At 62.9% G+C, this 16,566-nt stretch carries 16 protein-coding genes; 11 read left to right on the forward strand and 5 right to left on the reverse strand.

Going from position 1 to position 16,566, the window contains the following annotated elements; genetic code table 11:
• Window positions 1–3 precede the first annotated feature (3 nt).
• From lpxB to RO07_RS11540, 3 genes are read left to right on the forward strand one after another with little or no spacing between them, the layout of a single operon-like run.
• Window positions 4–1,179 (forward strand): lipid-A-disaccharide synthase, encoded by a 1,176-nt coding sequence (lpxB, locus tag RO07_RS11530; protein WP_039410838.1) that lies wholly within the window; start codon window positions 4–6, stop codon window positions 1,177–1,179.
• A 38-nt stretch (window positions 1,180–1,217) separates the two neighbouring features.
• Window positions 1,218–1,922, forward strand: a complete 705-nt coding sequence (gene rnhB / locus RO07_RS11535) for a ribonuclease HII (protein ID WP_418303721.1) — start codon at window positions 1,218–1,220, stop codon at window positions 1,920–1,922.
• On the forward strand, window positions 1,919–2,698 hold the full coding sequence (locus RO07_RS11540) for a TrmH family RNA methyltransferase (RefSeq protein ID WP_039410842.1): 780 nt from the start codon (window positions 1,919–1,921) through the stop codon (window positions 2,696–2,698). The genes rnhB and RO07_RS11540 overlap by 4 nt, the downstream gene beginning before the upstream one ends.
• A gap of 98 nt (window positions 2,699–2,796) precedes the next feature.
• Here RO07_RS11540 and ppsR read toward each other — a convergent pair whose 3' ends face one another.
• Window positions 2,797–3,687 carry a posphoenolpyruvate synthetase regulatory kinase/phosphorylase PpsR gene (ppsR, locus tag RO07_RS11545; protein ID WP_084072843.1) on the reverse strand — a complete coding sequence of 297 codons (891 nt, stop codon included), beginning with the start codon at window positions 3,685–3,687 and terminating at the stop codon, window positions 2,797–2,799.
• A 259-nt stretch (window positions 3,688–3,946) separates the two neighbouring features.
• Here ppsR and ppsA point away from each other — a divergent pair, with 259 nt between their 5' ends.
• The 3 genes from ppsA (at window position 3,947) to RO07_RS11560 (ending at window position 8,057) form a co-directional block, all read left to right on the forward strand.
• A complete protein-coding gene (gene ppsA / locus RO07_RS11550) occupies window positions 3,947–6,337 on the forward strand; it encodes a phosphoenolpyruvate synthase (protein WP_039410845.1) in 2,391 nt (796 codons plus the stop codon).
• Between the two features lie 156 nt (window positions 6,338–6,493).
• Entirely contained in the window at window positions 6,494–6,928 is a 435-nt protein-coding gene (locus RO07_RS11555; RefSeq protein ID WP_039410846.1) for an NfeD family protein, read from the forward strand.
• A 136-nt stretch (window positions 6,929–7,064) separates the two neighbouring features.
• Window positions 7,065–8,057, forward strand: coding sequence for an SPFH domain-containing protein (locus RO07_RS11560; RefSeq protein ID WP_039410849.1), 993 nt, complete (start codon window positions 7,065–7,067; stop codon window positions 8,055–8,057).
• A gap of 199 nt (window positions 8,058–8,256) precedes the next feature.
• Here the strand turns inward: RO07_RS11560 and smpB are convergent, their stop codons facing one another.
• On the reverse strand, window positions 8,257–8,703 hold the full coding sequence (gene smpB, locus RO07_RS11565) for an SsrA-binding protein SmpB (RefSeq protein WP_039410851.1): 447 nt from the start codon (window positions 8,701–8,703) through the stop codon (window positions 8,257–8,259).
• Between the two features lie 151 nt (window positions 8,704–8,854).
• Between smpB and RO07_RS11570 the strand changes: the two genes are divergently transcribed.
• Together RO07_RS11570 and RO07_RS11575 are read left to right on the forward strand one after the other, a co-directional pair.
• Entirely contained in the window at window positions 8,855–9,289 is a 435-nt protein-coding gene (locus tag RO07_RS11570; RefSeq protein WP_039410854.1) for a type II toxin-antitoxin system RatA family toxin, read from the forward strand.
• Complete coding sequence (locus RO07_RS11575; RefSeq protein WP_039410855.1) at window positions 9,279–9,614, forward strand: RnfH family protein; 336 nt, start codon at window positions 9,279–9,281, stop codon at window positions 9,612–9,614. The genes RO07_RS11570 and RO07_RS11575 overlap by 11 nt, the downstream gene beginning before the upstream one ends.
• A 186-nt stretch (window positions 9,615–9,800) precedes the next feature.
• Here the strand turns inward: RO07_RS11575 and RO07_RS11580 are convergent, their stop codons facing one another.
• On the reverse strand, window positions 9,801–10,730 hold the full coding sequence (locus RO07_RS11580) for a DMT family transporter (protein ID WP_039410858.1): 930 nt from the start codon (window positions 10,728–10,730) through the stop codon (window positions 9,801–9,803).
• A 328-nt stretch (window positions 10,731–11,058) separates the two neighbouring features.
• Here RO07_RS11580 and guaB point away from each other — a divergent pair, with 328 nt between their 5' ends.
• Genes guaB through guaA form a run of 3 tightly spaced genes read left to right on the forward strand, consistent with a single transcriptional unit; the run spans window position 11,059 to window position 14,784 of the window.
• Entirely contained in the window at window positions 11,059–12,525 is a 1,467-nt protein-coding gene (guaB, locus tag RO07_RS11585; protein WP_039410860.1) for an IMP dehydrogenase, read from the forward strand.
• Window positions 12,526–12,530: 5 nt separating this feature from the next.
• Window positions 12,531–13,226: a hypothetical protein gene (locus tag RO07_RS11590; protein WP_052267211.1), complete on the forward strand. Its 696-nt coding sequence runs from the start codon at window positions 12,531–12,533 to the stop codon at window positions 13,224–13,226.
• The gene (gene guaA, locus RO07_RS11595) at window positions 13,201–14,784 is read left to right on the forward strand and encodes a glutamine-hydrolyzing GMP synthase (protein ID WP_039410863.1); all 1,584 of its coding nucleotides are present in this window, start codon (window positions 13,201–13,203) and stop codon (window positions 14,782–14,784) included. The genes RO07_RS11590 and guaA overlap by 26 nt, the downstream gene beginning before the upstream one ends.
• A 404-nt stretch (window positions 14,785–15,188) precedes the next feature.
• On the opposite strand, the gene RO07_RS11600 is transcribed toward guaA, so the two are convergent.
• Window positions 15,189–15,572, reverse strand: a complete 384-nt coding sequence (locus RO07_RS11600) for a helix-turn-helix transcriptional regulator (RefSeq protein ID WP_039410864.1) — start codon at window positions 15,570–15,572, stop codon at window positions 15,189–15,191.
• Window positions 15,573–15,629: 57 nt separating this feature from the next.
• Window positions 15,630–16,562, reverse strand: a complete 933-nt coding sequence (gene gcvA, locus RO07_RS11605; RefSeq protein ID WP_039410867.1) for a transcriptional regulator GcvA — start codon at window positions 16,560–16,562, stop codon at window positions 15,630–15,632.
• Window positions 16,563–16,566 lie beyond the last annotated feature (4 nt).

Consider the following 16,566-nt stretch of genomic DNA (forward strand, 5'->3'; position numbering starts at 1 on the left):
CCTATGTCGCCGACCCTTCCCGGCGCCGGCCAGCGAACCCTGGCGATGGTGGCCGGGGAACTGTCCGGCGATCTCATTGCAGGCAACGTCCTTGCCGGCCTCAAGCAGAGCCTGCCGTCCGACATCGCATACACGGGTGTCGGCGGTCCGCACATGGCGGAAGAGGGCTTCGAGGCCGACTTCCCGATCGACAAGCTCTCGGTCATGGGCTATGTCGAAGTCATCAAGCATCTGCGCGAGATCCTCTCGATCCGCAAGCAGCTCCGCGAACGCTGGCTGGCCGACAAGCCGCTGGCATTCGTCGGCTTTGACGCTCCCGATTTCAACTTCGATCTCGAGATCAAGCTGCGTGAGGCGGGTGTGCCCACGATTCACTTCGTGAGTCCGTCGATCTGGGCATGGCGCGGCGGGCGCATCAAAAAGATCAAGCGCGCGGTCGATCACATGCTCTGCCTGTTCCCGTTCGAGCCGGAGATCTATCATCGTGCGGGGATCGACGCCACGTTCGTCGGTCACCCGATGGCGGACAAGATTCCGATGGTGCCTGACGTGAGCGGCGCGCGTGCGAAGCTGGCGCTGTCTGGCAACGGGCCAGTGGTCGCCATTCTGCCGGGCAGTCGGACGTCGGAGGTGCAGCGCCTCACCCCGGTCTTCTTTGCCGCGATGCGTCTGCTCGCCAAGCGCGAACCGTCGATCCGTTTCGTGCTGCCGGCGGCCACGCCGCGCTTGCACGCGATGATGCAGCCGATCTTCGACGCCCATGGCGACCTCAATCTGACGGTGATCGACGGCCAGGCGCCGCTCGCGCTCGAAGCCGCCGACAGCGTGCTGCTCGCGAGTGGTACGGCAACGCTCGAAGCGGCGCTGTACAAGAAGCCGATGGTGATTTCGTACAAAGTGCCCTGGCTCACCGCGCAGATCATGAAGCGTCAGGGATATCTGCCGTACGTCGGGTTGCCCAACATCCTGTCTGGCGAATTCGTCGTGCCGGAACTGCTTCAGCATTTTGCGACGCCCGAGGCGCTGGCGGATGCCGTCTGGCAGCAGTTGACCGATCCCGCCTTGCGGGAGTCGCTGCAGGCGCGTTTCACGAAGGTTCACGAGCAACTGCGCCAGAACACGGCGGCGCGCTCGGCCGAGGTCATCGAGCGCGTGCTGCGCGAGAAGGGGCGGATATGAGCGACGAAGTGAAAGTCCGCCGCACGCCTCGCAACGTCATGGGCGAGGGCGCGACGCCTGCTGCCGCAAAGCCGCGTGCGCGCGCCACCAAGGCGACGTTGCCGCAAATGGCGTTCGACCTGTTCGCCGACGTGGCGGCCGATCTCACCTGCGGCGTGGACGAAGTCGGGCGAGGACCGCTGGCGGGGCCGGTGGTGACGGCCGCCGTCATCCTGGATCCGGCGCGCCCCATCAAAGGGCTGGCCGATTCGAAGAAACTCACCCCGCAGCGCCGCGAGGCGTTGTACGAGGAAATCGTCGAGCGGGCGCTGGCGTTTTGCGTTGCCGAAGCGAGCGTGGCGGAGATCGACTCGCTCAACATCCTGCACGCGACGATGCTCGCCATGCAGCGTGCCGTAAACGGCCTTTCGCGCGTGCCGACGCTCGCACTGATCGATGGCAATCGCTGCCCGAAGCTGCCGATGCGTGCCGAGGCCATTATCAAGGGCGACGACAAGGTGCCGGCGATTTCGGCGGCGTCGATTCTCGCGAAGGTCACGCGCGATCGCCAACTGATCGCCTTGCATGACGAGTTTCCGCAGTACGGCTTTAACGAGCACGTCGGTTACGGTACGCCGCGCCATCTCGAAGCACTGCGCTTGCACGGGCCCAGCCCGCACCATCGCCAGTCGTTTGCGCCGGTGCGTGAAGCGTTCGAGCGCTTCGGCACGCTGACCGTATCGCGCGGGGTTCGTACGTCATGAAGCTCATCAGTTCCAAAGACAACCCGTTCTACAAGCGACTCAAGCAACTGGCGCAGTCGAACCAGCAACGCCGCAAGCTCGGCCAGACGTTGCTCGAAGGCGTGCATCTTGCCGACGCGTATCTCGATGCGCTCGGCCAGCCGCTCGTCTGCGTGGCAGCGGAATCGGCACTCGAGAACGACGAGGTCGCCCGGATCTGGGCGCGGGTGGAGCCCGATCGTCGCGTGTGCCTGCCGCACGCGTTGTTCGAGCCGCTCTCGACGCTGGTCAACGGCGTGCCGCTGCTGTTCGTGGTCGAGATGCCCGCGGGACATCTGCCGGCTTCGCAAACGGCCGACTGCGTGATCCTCGATGCCGTGCAGGACGCCGGTAACGTCGGATCGATCCTGCGCAGCGCGGCCGCTGCCGGCGTGCGCGATGTCTACTGCATGTCGGGCACCTCGCTCGCCTGGTCGAGCAAGGTGCTGCGCGCGGGCATGGGGGCGCATTTCTCGCTGAACATCGTCGAGCATTGCACGCCGGATTCGCTGGGGCCGCGACTGGCCGTGCCGCTGATCGCCACCAGCCTGCAGGCGAGGACGTCGCTGTACGAGCAGGACTTGCGCGCGCCCGTCGCGTGGATTTTCGGCAACGAAGGGATGGGGGTGTCGCCGCACTGGCTCGAGCGTGTGCAGACGCCCATCCGTATTCCACAGCCGGGCGGCATGGAGTCGCTCAACGTGGCGGCGTGCGCGGCCATCTGTCTGTTCGAAGCGGTGCGCCAGCGGCTGGCGTGAGAACGTGTCGATGTCCGCGCTTGCGGCGCATGGTGAGATTCCGAAACGGAAAAGGGACGCTCGAGGCGTCCCTTGTTGCTTCTGCTTTGGCGAAGTCCTCAGTAGACGTCGCGCTCCAGTTTGATTTCCTGGAGGATCGTCGTGGCGATTTCCTCGATCGACTTGTGGGTCGACGACAGCCACTTGATGCCTTCGCGCCGCATCATCGCCTCGGCCTCGTTGACCTCGTAGCGGCAGTTCTCCAGCGACGCATACTTGCTGCCCGGCCGGCGCTCGTTGCGAATCTCCGACAGGCGCTGTGGATCGATGGAAAGGCCGAAGATCTTGTCCTTGTACTGATCGAGCGTGGAGGGCAGTCTTTCTCGCTCGAAATCGTCAGGGATCAGCGGGTAGTTGGCTGCCTTCACGCCGTATTGCATGGCGAGATAGAGCGTCGTCGGCGTTTTGCCGCTGCGCGACACGCCCACGAGGATCACGTCGGCGCTTTGCAGGTTCTTGTTGGACTGCCCGTCGTCGTGAGCGAGTGAGAAATTCACCGCTTCGATCCGGTTCTTGTACGCTTCACTGTCGGCATTCTGGTGGACCCGGCCGATGGCGTGCATCGACTTGAGGCCGAGCTCCAGTTCCAGCGGTTCGATGAACGTCTGGAACATGTCCAGGATCACCCCCTGGCAGTTGCGCAGGATTTCGTTGGCGCGGGCGTCGACGAGCGTGCTGAAGATGATCGGCCGCACGTTCTCGGTCCGATATATTTCATTGATCCGTTGCGCCGTTTCATAGGCTTTATCGACGGAATCCACGAATGGAACGCGAATCTGACGGAAGCGCATTTCGAATTGCGCGAGGATCGAATGCGCGAACGTTTCGGCCGTGATCCCCGTGCCGTCGGACACGATGAAAACCGGGCGTGCGGACACCGGTTTGACCGGGGCGGCAGCGTTGTCGGCAGGGGCAGTCGGGGAATTTCCGGTATTGGCGGCGTCGGTCATGCGCAGAATCGCAAAATGGTGCGTTGCACGGTAGAATAGCGGCAACTTGTTGGATAAGCAATTGCGCGGCCCGGCGCCAGGCCTGTACGGCGGGGCGTTGCGGGAAATCCAGAGCGTTGGAAATCGGACGCAGGCCGTCGGGCGCTAGCCCCTGGTACCCGACGCCGCCGAAGCGCGATTTCTTATCCAACAGGTCGATCGGCCCATGTCAGTCCCAGCCGATTCACCGAGAATTTTTTTTCTTACCTTAGGGGCTTTTATGACTAACGCAGCACACAACGGCGCCTACGTGGTGCCGTTTGAGCATCTGCGCATGACCGATGTCGAGTCGGTCGGCGGCAAGAATGCATCGCTTGGCGAGATGATCAGCCAACTGGCGGGCGCCGGCGTGCGCGTGCCGGGTGGTTTCGCCACGACGTCTCACGCGTTCCGCGAGTTCCTTCAGCACAACAACCTGACCGAGCGTATTGCCAAGCGCCTCGAGGGTCTTGACGTGGACAACGTCAAGGCGCTCGCGCAGGCCGGTGCCGAAATCCGTCAATGGATCGTCGACGCGCCGCTGCAACCGCAGCTCGAGAAGGACATCCGCGAGCAGTTCGCGCGCCTGACGGCCGACCAGCCGGAGGCGTCGTTCGCCGTGCGCTCGTCGGCGACGGCCGAGGATCTGCCGGACGCCTCGTTCGCCGGTCAGCAGGAAAGCTATCTGAACGTCGTGGGCATCGACGACGTACTCGATCGCATGAAGCATGTGTTCGCGTCGCTCTACAACGACCGCGCGATCTCGTACCGCGTGCACAAGGGCTTCACGCACGCCGAAGTCGCGCTGTCGGCCGGCGTGCAGCGCATGGTGCGTTCGGACTGCGGCGCGTCGGGCGTGATGTTCACGATCGACACCGAGTCGGGCTTCCAGGATGTGGTGTTCATCACGTCGAGCTATGGCCTGGGCGAGACGGTGGTGCAGGGCGCCGTGAACCCGGACGAGTTCTACGTCTTCAAACCGACGCTGCAAGCCGGCAAGTACCCGATCATCCGCCGCACGCTGGGCTCGAAGCTCGTGAAGATGGAATTCACGCAGCCGGGCGAGCCGGGCCGCGTGAAGACGATCGACGTGCCGATGGAACTGCGCAACCGCTACTCGATCACCGACGACGATTGCGTCGAACTGGCGAAGTTCGCGCTGATCATCGAGAAGCACTATGGTCGTCCGATGGACATCGAGTGGGGCAAGGACGGCAAGGATGGCAAGATCTACATCCTGCAGGCGCGTCCGGAGACGGTGAAGAGCCAGGCGGCCGGCAAGGTCGAACAGCGTTTCAAGCTCAAGGGCGACGCCCCGGTGCTGACCACGGGCCGCGCCATCGGTCAGAAGATCGGCGCCGGTCCCGTGCGCGTGATCATGGATCCGAGCGAGATGGAGCGCGTGCAGCCGGGCGACGTGCTGGTGGCCGACATGACCGACCCGAATTGGGAGCCGGTGATGAAGCGGGCCTCGGCCATCGTGACGAACCGCGGCGGCCGTACCTGTCACGCGGCGATCATCGCGCGTGAGCTGGGCGTGCCGGCCGTCGTGGGGTGCGGTGACGCGACCGACGTGCTCAAGGACGGCGCCCTCGTGACGGTATCGTGCGCCGAAGGCGACGAAGGCAAGATCTACGACGGTCTGCTCGAGACCGAAGTGACCGAGATCCAGCGCGGCGAAATGCCGAAGATCCCGGTGAAGATCATGATGAACGTGGGCAACCCGCAACTCGCTTTCGACTTCGCGCAATTGCCGAACGAAGGCGTGGGTCTGGCGCGTCTGGAATTCATCATCAACAACAACATCGGCGTGCACCCGCGCGCGATTCTAGAGTACCCGAACATCGATGCCGACCTGAAGAAGGCGGTCGAGTCGGTGGCCCGTGGTCATGCGTCGCCGCGCGCGTTCTATGTCGACAAGCTGGCCGAAGGTATCGCCACGATCGCCGCGGCGTTCTACCCGAAGAGCGTCATCGTGCGTCTGTCGGACTTCAAGTCCAACGAGTACAAGAAGCTGATCGGCGGTTCGCGTTACGAGCCGGATGAAGAGAACCCGATGCTGGGCTTCCGCGGCGCGTCGCGCTACATCTCGGAAGACTTCGCGGAAGCGTTCGAGATGGAATGCCGTGCCCTCAAGCGCGTTCGCGACGAGATGGGCCTGACCAACGTCGAGATCATGGTGCCGTTCGTGCGCACGCTGGGCCAGGCGGAACGCGTGGTCGGCATGCTGGCGGGTTACGGCCTGAAGCGTGGCGAAAACGGTCTGAAGCTAGTCATGATGTGCGAGGTGCCGTCGAACGCCATTCTGGCCGACGAATTCCTCGAGTACTTCGACGGCTTCTCGATCGGCTCGAACGACTTGACGCAGCTTACGCTGGGTCTGGATCGCGATTCGGGGATGGAGTTGCTCGCCAAGGACTTCGACGAGCGCGACCCCGCGGTGCAGTTCATGCTGCGCCGTGCGATCAAGGCTTGCCTGTCGAAAGGCAAGTACGTTGGTATCTGCGGTCAGGGTCCGTCGGACCATCCGGATCTGGCCGAGTGGCTGGCGAAGGAAGGCATTGCATCGATGTCGCTCAACCCGGATACGGTGATCGAGACGTGGCAACAACTCGCCAAACTGGCGAAGTAAAGCCACTGACGACAGCCTAGGTTGGGAGGCGTCCGAGCGGCATCTCGGACGCCACTGAAAGGCGGCGGCTTCCTTTGGGAAGCCCACGCCTTGCAGTGGGTTTCATGCTATAAACCTCGGTATCACACCGGGGTTTTTTTGTGTCTGGGAGTTGCGATGGAACAGGCTTGGCTTTGGTTCGGCGTTGCCGGATTGACCGTGGTACTGGAGCTGGCAAGCGGAACGTTCTATCTGTTGATGGTGGCGCTTGGCATGGCGGCGGGCGGCATCGCGGCGACGCTGCGTGTGGATTGGCCGTTGCAGTGGGTGATTGCCGCCGTGGTGGCGGGCGTGGCGGTCTGGCTGCTGCGGCGCAGCCGCTTCGGTCGGCGCGGTATCAAGGTCGATGCGGCGGCGGACCCGAACACGAATCTCGATATCGGCCAGCAATTGCATGTCGAAACCTGGCAGCAGGATGGTCGCGCGCGGGCGATGTATCGCGGGGCGGAGTGGGACGTCGAACTGTTGCCAGGCGAGTCGCCCAATGCGGGTTGGTTCGTCATTCGCGAGGTTCGCGGCAGCCGTCTGTACGTCGCTCACGTCGCGGCATAGGCAGCGCGCAACTTGTGTCGCGCGGGGTTGTCGGAGATAACGCGTCGTCCGCCGTTGCGGCTGCGATGGCGGGAAATCGGGGTAACAAGGTCACAGGGACCGGCCTGCCGGCAAGGCGGGCGCATCAGGGGAAACTATGTTCGATCTATCCAACGTTGCGTTCATCATCTTCATCATCGCGGTGATCATTGCCGCGCGCTCGATCAAGATCGTGCCGCAGCAGCATGCCTGGGTAGTGGAGCGTCTGGGCAAGTATCACGCGACACTCACACCGGGTCTGTCGATCGTCGTGCCGTTCGTGGATCGGGTGGCGTACAAGCATCTGCTCAAGGAAGTGCCGCTCGACGTGCCGAGTCAGATTTGTATCACCAAGGACAACACGCAGTTGCAGGTCGACGGCATTCTGTACTTCCAGGTGACGGATCCGATGAAGGCGTCTTACGGGTCGAGCAACTTCATCGTCGCCATCACGCAGCTCGCACAAACGACGCTGCGTAGCGTGATCGGCAAGCTGGAGCTCGACAAGACGTTCGAGGAGCGCGAGTTCATCAACCATAGCGTGGTGAATGCGCTCGACGAAGCGGCGTCGAACTGGGGGGTGAAGGTCCTGCGCTACGAGATCAAGGATCTGACGCCGCCGAAGGAAATTCTGCACGCCATGCAGGCGCAGATCACGGCCGAGCGCGAGAAGCGTGCGCTGATCGCGGCGTCGGAAGGCAAGAAACAGGAGCAGATCAACCTGGCGTCGGGCGCACGCGAAGCGGCGATTCAGAAGTCCGAAGGCGAGCGTCAGGCGGCAATCAACCAGGCGCAGGGCGAGGCGGCGGCGATTCTGGCAGTGGCGGAGGCCAATGCCGAGGCCATCCACAAGATCGCGACGGCGATTCAGACGCAAGGCGGCATGGAAGCCGTCAATCTGAAGGTCGCGGAGCAGTATGTCGATGCGTTCAGCAAGATCGCCAGAACGAACAACACGCTGATCGTGCCGGGCAATCTGACCGATATGAGCGGTATGATCGCCGCGGCGCTCAAGATCGTCCGCGGTTCGGAAGGCGGCTCGGCCGTTGCCGGCGATGGTGGCAGCGGCGGCGGTGTCGGTGGCTTCGGGAATTCGAACGTTCGCCGCTGAGTTGATCGGCCCCAGCGGGCCGGCGAGTCATCGCAGGGGGGGAGCGCCGTGCGGCGCGCGGCGGTGACGGCAGATTCAGGTGCGCGTCTTCCATGGCCGCGCCACTTTCACAAAAGACGGCCCATTCGGGCCGTTTCTTTTTTTGATAGTGCCGCATGCCGGCGCCGTCTTGTGCATCGCGCCGCGCTCAGGCCGCCGTTCAGGTCGGCGTGCGCATGAGTCGTGCCTTTTCGCGCTCCCAGTCGCGTTTCTTCTCGGTCTCGCGCTTGTCGTGCAGTTTCTTGCCCTTGGCCAGGCCGATCTCGGCTTTGACGAGTCCTTTGCTGTAGTGCAGGTTCAGCGGCACGAGCGTGTAGCCGCGCTGCTCCACCTTGCCGACGAGCTTCTTGATCTCGTCCGCTTTGAGCAGCAGCTTGCGCGTGCGCACCGGGTCGGGCTTGATGTGCGTCGATGCCGTGGGCAGTGGGCTGATGTGCGTGCCGATCAGAAAGATCTCGCCTTCTTTGATGACGACGTAGCCTTCCTTGATCTGTGCCCGCCCGGCGCGAATGGCCTTGACTTCCCATCCCTCGAGTGCGATCCCGGCTTCGTATCGCTCCTCGATGAAGTAGTCGAAGAAGGCTTTCCTGTTGTCGATGATACTCATGGATCCTTGACGGGTAACTTGGTCGGACCCGGTGAGGCGGGCTCGGGTAAAATGGTGATTTTAACAAAGAGTCTCGGCAAGAGGCGGACCATCGATGGATCGATGACAGATCGATACCCGGCGCGTCCATGCCTGCTTCGCCCGACAGACGATGGCCGAAGTCAGTAAAACCGTTCTCGTGCATTTCTCGGCAGCGCAGATGTACGATCTGGTGACCAATGTCGCCGACTATCCCAAGTTCCTGCCGTGGTGCGGTGGTGTCGAGATTCGACATCAGGACGAGCACAGCATGGAGGCATCGTTGATCATCGACTTCAAGGGCCTGAAGCATTCGTTCGCGACACGCAATATCCAGGAGCGTCCGCACTCCATTCAGATGACCTTCGTCGAAGGGCCGTTCAAGCGTTTTCACGGCACGTGGAAATTCACCGCGCTGCGCGAAAACGCGTGCAAGATCGAATTCAGCCTGCACTACGAGTTTGCGAATTTCCTGCTGGAGAAGGTCATCGGGCCGGTCTTCAGTCACATCGCGAATACGTTCGTCGACGCCTTCGTCAAACGCGCGGAGACCGTGTATGTCAAGTGAGCTGAAGGTGGAAGTCTGCTATGCGCTGCCGGCTGAGCAGGCCATCGTTACGTTGGACTTGCCCGAGGGGGCTACCGTTCGCGATGCCGTCGAGCGCAGCGGTTTGCTGCAGCGGTTTCCTGAGCTCGATCTGACGCGGATGAAGACCGGCGTGTTCGGCAAAGTCCGTGCGCTGGACGCCGCCGTCGAGGCCGGCGATCGTGTCGAAATCTACCGTCCGCTCAAGGCTGACCCGAAGGTGGCGCGCCAGCGGCGCGTCGAGAAGGTGCGCAACGAGGGAAGCCGCGAAGGGCAGAAGTGGCTCGGTAGCCGCCGCAGCGGTTGAGCTGCGCGCCGCTTCGCTACGCCACGGCGATACGCCAGACCCCTAAGTTCTTCGGGCCTCCGATACTCCAATATGCCGGACAACTCGGTGGCCGCTAGCCACCCACCCGTGTCGTTGCCCTACGCCTGTTGGCTAGGGCGGCTGCCGGCTACCCTGGCCCACCGCCTCGTGCAGCGAGCCGTTTTCTCAATGCGCGGCCCCTCGCGAATGCAAACGCACCGACGCGCTGACCCCTGCGAGCAACAGCACCATGGCGGCGACTTCGAGCAGACGCGGCAGGCGATGCTCGTAGACGAAACCATACAACAGCGCGAACAGCGTTTCAAACACGATCAACTGGCCTGACAGCGTGAGCGGCAGGCGCCGGCTCGCGGCGTTCCAGAATGCATTGCCGATGGTCGACGCTCCGACCGCCACCGCGATATTCACGAGCAGGAACATCTGCCAGTCGCGTGGCGCGTCGGTGGTAATCGGATGGGGCACGAACGCAGCCGCGATGGCGAGTGCCAATGCCAGCGCACCGGTCGCCACGCCTGTCAACAGCGACCATTCCTGACTGGTGAAGTGTCCGAAGCGCGCCAGATAGCGGGCGTTGGCCACCGCATACCACGTCCAACTGGCGAGGGCGCCCACGGCACAGGCGACGCCCGCGAGCGTCAGACGCCAGTCTCCGCCGCTTTGCGTTGTGTGCGCGAACACATCCACATTGATACAGACGATGCCGGCGGCGACCAGCAGGAGCGGGCCGGCCAGACGGGACAGGGACAGGGCGCCATGATCCCGGCTGCCGACGAGAGTTACCGTCACGGGCAGCACGCCGACGATCAGCGACGCCGGCGCGATGCCGGCCATCTGTACCGAGCCAGCGACGAACAGGTAATAGACCAGATTCCCGACCAGACTCAGGCGGAATAACGCCCGCCAGTCGTTTGTGGTCACCGAATGACGCAAGCGCGCCCAGAGCGGGGCGAGCAGCGCTGCCGATACGACGCCGTAGAGCACATAGCGTGCGGCCGACAGTTCCAGCGGCGAGAACCCGGGCAGTAGCCGAGGGGCCAGGAAAACCAGCCCCCACAGCGCCCCTGCCGCCAGTCCGTAAGAAATGCCTTGCCCCATGAGATGCGTGTCCGTGGTTCCTGATGGTCCGTGGTGCCGAGATGGCGGCGTTCGGCCGTGGCCTGCGCTTGTTCGTCGATGATCGCGCCGGGCCGGTGGCATGTGCACGTTGGCCGGAGGCTGTGCCGGTCCGGCCGGTGCAGGGAGGGCGCAAGAATAGCATGGGGGGCGGGCCCGTCTATTGTGAAATCCGGCATTCGGAGGGCCCTTGAGGGGTGCCGACTTGTCGAGCCGGTTCTCGGGGAAAAAGCCCCTTGACATGTGGGGCGGACGCTCCATGCCGCGCGCGATTTCTGTATAATTCGGTTTTGCGCCTATAGGATTTGCCATGCGTCTGATCCAAAAAGCACTCACTTTCGATGACGTGCTCCTCGTCCCGGCGTACTCCGCCGTTCTCCCGCGCGACACCAGCCTGAAAACCAAGCTCACGCGCAACATCACCCTGAACATGCCTTTGCTGTCGGCCGCCATGGATACGGTGACCGAAGCGCGTCTGGCCATTGCCATGGCGCAACAGGGCGGTATCGGCATCATTCACAAGAATTTGAAGCCGGCCGAGCAGGCGCGGGAAGTCTCGAAGGTCAAGCGTTTTGAGTCTGGCGTTCTGCGCGATCCGATCACGATTCCGCCGCACATGAAGGTGCGCGACGTGATCGCCCTGTCGCGCCAGCATGGTATTTCCGGCTTCCCGGTCGTGGAAGGCGCACAACTCATCGGTATTGTCACCAACCGTGACCTGCGTTTCGAAAGCCGCCTGGACGAGCCGGTGCGCGTGATCATGACGCCGAAGGACAAGCTCATCACGGTGCGGGAGGGCGCTTCCCCGGCCGACGCCGAACGTCTGATGCACGATCATCGCCTCGAGCGCGTGCTGGTGGTGAACGACGCTTTCGAACTGCGCGGCCTGATGACCGTCAAGGACATCACGAAGGCGACCGAGTATCCCCTCGCAAGCAAGGACGAGCACGGCAAGCTGCGCGTCGGTGCTGCCGTCGGGGTAGGTCAGGATAATGAAGAGCGTGTCGAACTGCTGGTTGCGGCGGGCGTCGACGTGATCGTGGTCGACACGGCTCATGGCCATAGCCAGGGCGTGCTGGACCGTGTGCAGTGGGTCAAGAAGCACTTTCCGCAAATCGAAGTGGTCGGTGGCAACATCGCCACGGCAAGTGCCGCGCTGGCGCTGGTCGAGCATGGGGCGGACGCCGTCAAGGTCGGTATCGGGCCGGGTTCGATCTGCACGACGCGTATCGTGGCCGGTGTGGGTGTGCCGCAAATCACGGCCATCGCGAATGTGGCCGAAGCTCTCAAACTCAAGCATCCGGACGTTCCGCTGATCGCCGACGGTGGCATCCGTTACTCGGGCGACGTTGCCAAGGCGCTGGCCGCTGGCGCGCACACCGTGATGATGGGCAGCATGTTCTCGGGCACGGAAGAAGCCCCGGGCGAAGTGTTCCTGTATCAGGGCCGCTCGTACAAGAGCTACCGTGGCATGGGTTCGGTGGGCGCGATGAAGGATGGCGCGGCTGACCGTTACTTCCAGGATCCGGCCAATAACGCCGACAAGCTGGTGCCTGAAGGCATCGAAGGTCGCGTGGCGTACAAGGGGAGTGTGAATGCCATCCTGCATCAGTTGACCGGCGGTATCCGTTCGTCGATGGGCTATCTGGGTTGCCCGACGATCAAGGATCTGCACGAGAAGGCTGAGTTTGTCGAAATCACGGCCGCGGGCATGCGCGAATCGCACGTGCACGACGTCCAGATCATGAAGGAAGCCCCCAACTACCACGTGGAGTAATCGCCATGAAGGCCATGTTGCGTACGGTTCTGTTCCTTGATGCAGCGCTCAATCTGGCACTCGGTGTGCTGCTGATCGCGTCGTTCTGGTCATCGCTGTACGCGGCCATTGAAGTGCCTGCGCCGTCGCCTGTGTTGTATGCGCAGGCGCTCGGTGTGGCCTTCATCGGCGTGGCCTGGCTGCAATGGCACGCCACCGTGAACGGTCAGTTGACGGCGACCGTCGCGAAAGTGACGGGGCACATCAACTGGGTGACCGGTGCGTTCGTGCTGGGTTGGCTGATTTCCGGCCAACTGACGGTCACGGGCGGGGGCAAGTTGTTGATGCCTGCGCTCGGCGCCGTGTTGCTGGTGATCGGCGCCATTCTCGTCAAGCTGGCGTCGAGCGTGCGCACGAAAGAGCGCGTGCTGGCGGCGCAGCAGGCGGGCGAACGCGTGCGGGGCGGGGTCGTGAGCGACACTCGCCGTGATCCGCGCGATGCCGGCCACGACTCCGATGCCCGGGTGGTCGACGGCGACACCCATGGCCGGCGCGCAGAGCCGCGCATGGAAACACCTGCGGGCGCTTCCGCCCACACCACGCCGGTCGCGCCTGTGGGCGCCACCGGCATTGTCACGCCCGTGTCTTCCGACACGGCGCCGACGTCCAACGAATCCACTTCATCCGTACCTCACGATGCACGACAAAATCCTCATTCTTGACTTCGGCTCGCAAGTCACCCAGCTTATCGGACGCCGCGTTCGCGAAGCGCACGTCTATTGCGAGATCCATCCGAACGACGTTACGGACGAATTCATCCGCGAATTCAATCCGAAGGCGGTCATTCTGTCGGGCAGCCACGCGAGCACGTATGAAGACCAGGACCTGCGTGCGCCGCAGGCCGTGTGGGATCTGGGCGTGCCGGTGCTGGGCATTTGCTACGGCATGTTCGCGATGACGGTGCAGTTGGGCGGTCAGGTCGAGGCCAGCAGCCATCGGGAATTCGGTTATGCCGAAGTGCGCGCGCATGGTCATACGCCGCTGCTCGACGGCCTCGAGGATTTCCGTACGGCCGAGGGCCACGGCATGCTCAAGGTCTGGATGAGTCATGGCGACAAGGTGACGCAACTGCCGGAGGGTTTTGCGCTGATGGCGTCCACGCCGAGCTGTCCGATCGCCGGGATGGCCGATGTGAAGCGTCATTACTATGCCGTGCAGTTCCATCCGGAAGTCACGCACACCGTGAAGGGACGTGAGCTGCTCGAGCGTTTCGTGCTGGAGATTGCGGGTGCGAAGCCGGACTGGATCATGCGCGACCACATCGAGGAAGCCGTGCAGGCGATTCGCGAGCAGGTGGGCGACGAGGAAGTGATTCTGGGGCTGTCGGGCGGTGTGGATTCGAGTGTGGCGGCCGCGCTGATTCACCGCGCGATCGGCGATCAACTGACGTGCGTGTTCGTCGATCACGGTCTGCTGCGTCTGAACGAAGGTCAGATGGTGATGGACATGTTCCAGGGCCGTCTGCACGCGAAGGTGGTGCACGTGGATGCTTCCGAGCAGTTCATGGGGCATCTGACGGGGGTGACCGATCCGGAGCAGAAGCGCAAGATCATCGGCCGCGAGTTTGTGGAAGTCTTCCAGGCCGAAGCGAAGAAGCTGAAGAATGCGAAGTGGCTCGCGCAGGGCACGATCTATCCGGACGTGATCGAATCGGGTGGTGCGAAGACGAAGAAGGCGACGACGATCAAGAGCCACCACAACGTGGGTGGTTTGCCGGAGACGTTGGGTCTGAAACTGCTGGAGCCGTTGCGCGATCTGTTCAAGGACGAAGTGCGCGAGTTGGGCGTGGCGCTGGGCCTGCCGCACGACATGGTGTACCGCCACCCGTTCCCGGGCCCGGGTCTGGGCGTGCGGATCCTGGGCGAAGTGAAGCGCGATTACGCTGATCTGCTGCGTCGCGCGGATGCGATCTTCATTGAGGAGTTGCGTAACACGGTCGAGCCGAACAGCGGCAAGACGTGGTACGAGCTTACGAGCCAGGCGTTCGCGGTGTTCCTGCCGGTCAAGAGCGTGGGGGTGATGGGCGATGGCCGCACATACGAATGGGTCGTGGCGCTGCGCGCTGTGCAGACGCAAGACTTCATGACGGCGCACTGGGCCCACCTGCCGCACGAATTGCTCGGCAAGGTCTCGAACCGCATCATCAACGAAGTGCGCGGCCTGAACCGGGTCGTCTACGATATCTCGGGCAAGCCGCCTGCGACAATCGAGTGGGAGTGAATTTAGGTCCTTCAAGGACTATCGCCAGCTATCGATAAATCTGTCGTAACGTATTGATTTATAAAAAATGCGTCGCGTAAACTATCGATGGCTATCGCCGGCCAGCAAAAACGGTTGACGGTAGCGCTGACGGTAAGAATTGATGCGCAATTAAGACACTCTCGTTCACTATTGAGGCTTTTACCGTCTTTGACGGTAAAAGCCTTCTCGGGAAAGCTTGTTTCATGCGGCTTTCCGGGCATCAGCGGGTCTCCTGAACCCTGACGGTAAAAGCCGTCAAAAGAACAGGAGAAAACCTCTATGCTGGCCTTGCAGGTCAATGTGGCGGAAGGAGGGGCGGCGCTTGCCGCGCGCGGCGTCCAAGGCACTGGAAGCCTTGGTTGGATGAGAGCCGTTACCCGGCCTCATGCCTCGCTCGGACCCACCCGGACAGGGCGGGTTTTTCGTTGGCGGACATCCGATTTCGAGACGCCAGCGCGAGGAACTTGCTTGCGCGCTTCGACCCATGCTTTCACTTCGGCCAAGTCCCACACGACGCCGCGCGGCGTCAGGTTGAAGCGGCGCGGGAACTCGCGGCGGCGCTCCATTTCGTAGATCGTTGTTTCGGCCAGGGGGACGATCTGCCGCAGTTTCTGGTGGCGGATCGTGCGCCGGAAAGGAAGAGCGCTGCGCTTTGGAAACTGCGGCAGTGCCTCATAGCCTTCCGTGCCCGGCAACGGGAGGGGGCGGCCGGCGTCGATGCCGGCGATGTTGGATGCTTGCGGTAAGTGTTCCACCCTTGACTCCATGAGTATGCTTCACGGAGATATGGTGAATTTCAGTACCTAGCCGCATCGTGTCCGCATCTATTTGACGGACGCCGGGTCTTGCAATGTGGCTTCTCGCATCAACCAATCCCGGAAAGTGACGAGCCGTGGCAGGCTGGCGCGCTCGGGACGGTATACGACGTAGTAGGCCAACTCGGATTCATACTGGATCTCCGGGAACAACCGCACCAGCCGCCCCGCCGCCAGATCATCGTGGGCCATGGCGCTGCGCGCGAGTGCGATACCTCGGCCCTCAATCGCTGCTTGCAGGACTGCTGCCGAGTTGTTGATCTTCATGCCGCGCGATGTGACGACATCGGTAACTTTGGCTTTCTTGAGCCACTTCTCCCAGGTGGGGAAGCCTGCATGGCCATCCATCGACAAGTCGTGGATCAAGGTGACCTGGGTGATGCCGCCAAGCTTGTGCAGACTCCGGTTCTGCCGCAACAGCTCGGGCGAGCACACTGGGAATATCTCTTCGCCCATCAACCTCTCCGCCGCCAATCCCGGCCAGGTGCCAGTGCCGTAGCGCACGCCAATGTCTACCCGCTGGGCCACGAAGTCCACGGGCTTGAGACTGGTTTCAAGGCGCACATCCGTGTCGGGGCAGATGGCCTGGAATCGCTCGAAGCGCGGCAGCAGCCATTTGGCGGCGAACGCGGGGCTGACCGTCACGGTCAACACGCCGGCAGCCGCACTTTCCTTGAGCCGCTCCAGGCCCAGGGCCAGTCGGTCGAAGCCGGCCCGTATGTCGGGCAGGGCGCACAACGCAGCGTCGGTGGTCACAAGCCTGGCCCGGCCGCTGGTACTCCGGATGAACAGAGGCGTGCCCAGCCATTCCTCCAGGCCCCGAACCAACTGGCCGACGGCCGCCGGCGTGACGCTGAGTTCCTGCGCCGCGGCAGAAAAACTCTGGTACCGGGCGCTAGCTTCGAACGCACGCAAGGCATTCAGGTGAACTGGCAGCTTCATAGCG

Origin of the sequence: Pandoraea pulmonicola, assembly GCF_000815105.2 — a bacterium.
GTDB lineage: Bacteria > Pseudomonadota > Gammaproteobacteria > Burkholderiales > Burkholderiaceae > Pandoraea > Pandoraea pulmonicola.

Coding starts and splice junctions, on each gene's coding strand:
- lpxB (WP_039410838.1), top strand. CDS start 4: ATGTCGCCGACCCTTCCCGGCGCCGGCCAGCGAACCCTGGCGATGGTG.
- rnhB (WP_418303721.1), top strand. CDS start 1,218: ATGGGCGAGGGCGCGACGCCTGCTGCCGCAAAGCCGCGTGCGCGCGCC.
- RO07_RS11540 (WP_039410842.1), top strand. CDS start 1,919: ATGAAGCTCATCAGTTCCAAAGACAACCCGTTCTACAAGCGACTCAAG.
- ppsR (WP_084072843.1), bottom strand. CDS start 3,687: ATGACCGACGCCGCCAATACCGGAAATTCCCCGACTGCCCCTGCCGAC.
- ppsA (WP_039410845.1), top strand. CDS start 3,947: ATGACTAACGCAGCACACAACGGCGCCTACGTGGTGCCGTTTGAGCAT.
- RO07_RS11555 (WP_039410846.1), top strand. CDS start 6,494: ATGGAACAGGCTTGGCTTTGGTTCGGCGTTGCCGGATTGACCGTGGTA.
- RO07_RS11560 (WP_039410849.1), top strand. CDS start 7,065: ATGTTCGATCTATCCAACGTTGCGTTCATCATCTTCATCATCGCGGTG.
- smpB (WP_039410851.1), bottom strand. CDS start 8,703: ATGAGTATCATCGACAACAGGAAAGCCTTCTTCGACTACTTCATCGAG.
- RO07_RS11570 (WP_039410854.1), top strand. CDS start 8,855: ATGGCCGAAGTCAGTAAAACCGTTCTCGTGCATTTCTCGGCAGCGCAG.
- RO07_RS11575 (WP_039410855.1), top strand. CDS start 9,279: ATGTCAAGTGAGCTGAAGGTGGAAGTCTGCTATGCGCTGCCGGCTGAG.
- RO07_RS11580 (WP_039410858.1), bottom strand. CDS start 10,730: ATGGGGCAAGGCATTTCTTACGGACTGGCGGCAGGGGCGCTGTGGGGG.
- guaB (WP_039410860.1), top strand. CDS start 11,059: ATGCGTCTGATCCAAAAAGCACTCACTTTCGATGACGTGCTCCTCGTC.
- RO07_RS11590 (WP_052267211.1), top strand. CDS start 12,531: ATGAAGGCCATGTTGCGTACGGTTCTGTTCCTTGATGCAGCGCTCAAT.
- guaA (WP_039410863.1), top strand. CDS start 13,201: ATGCACGACAAAATCCTCATTCTTGACTTCGGCTCGCAAGTCACCCAG.
- RO07_RS11600 (WP_039410864.1), bottom strand. CDS start 15,572: ATGGAGTCAAGGGTGGAACACTTACCGCAAGCATCCAACATCGCCGGC.
- gcvA (WP_039410867.1), bottom strand. CDS start 16,562: ATGAAGCTGCCAGTTCACCTGAATGCCTTGCGTGCGTTCGAAGCTAGC.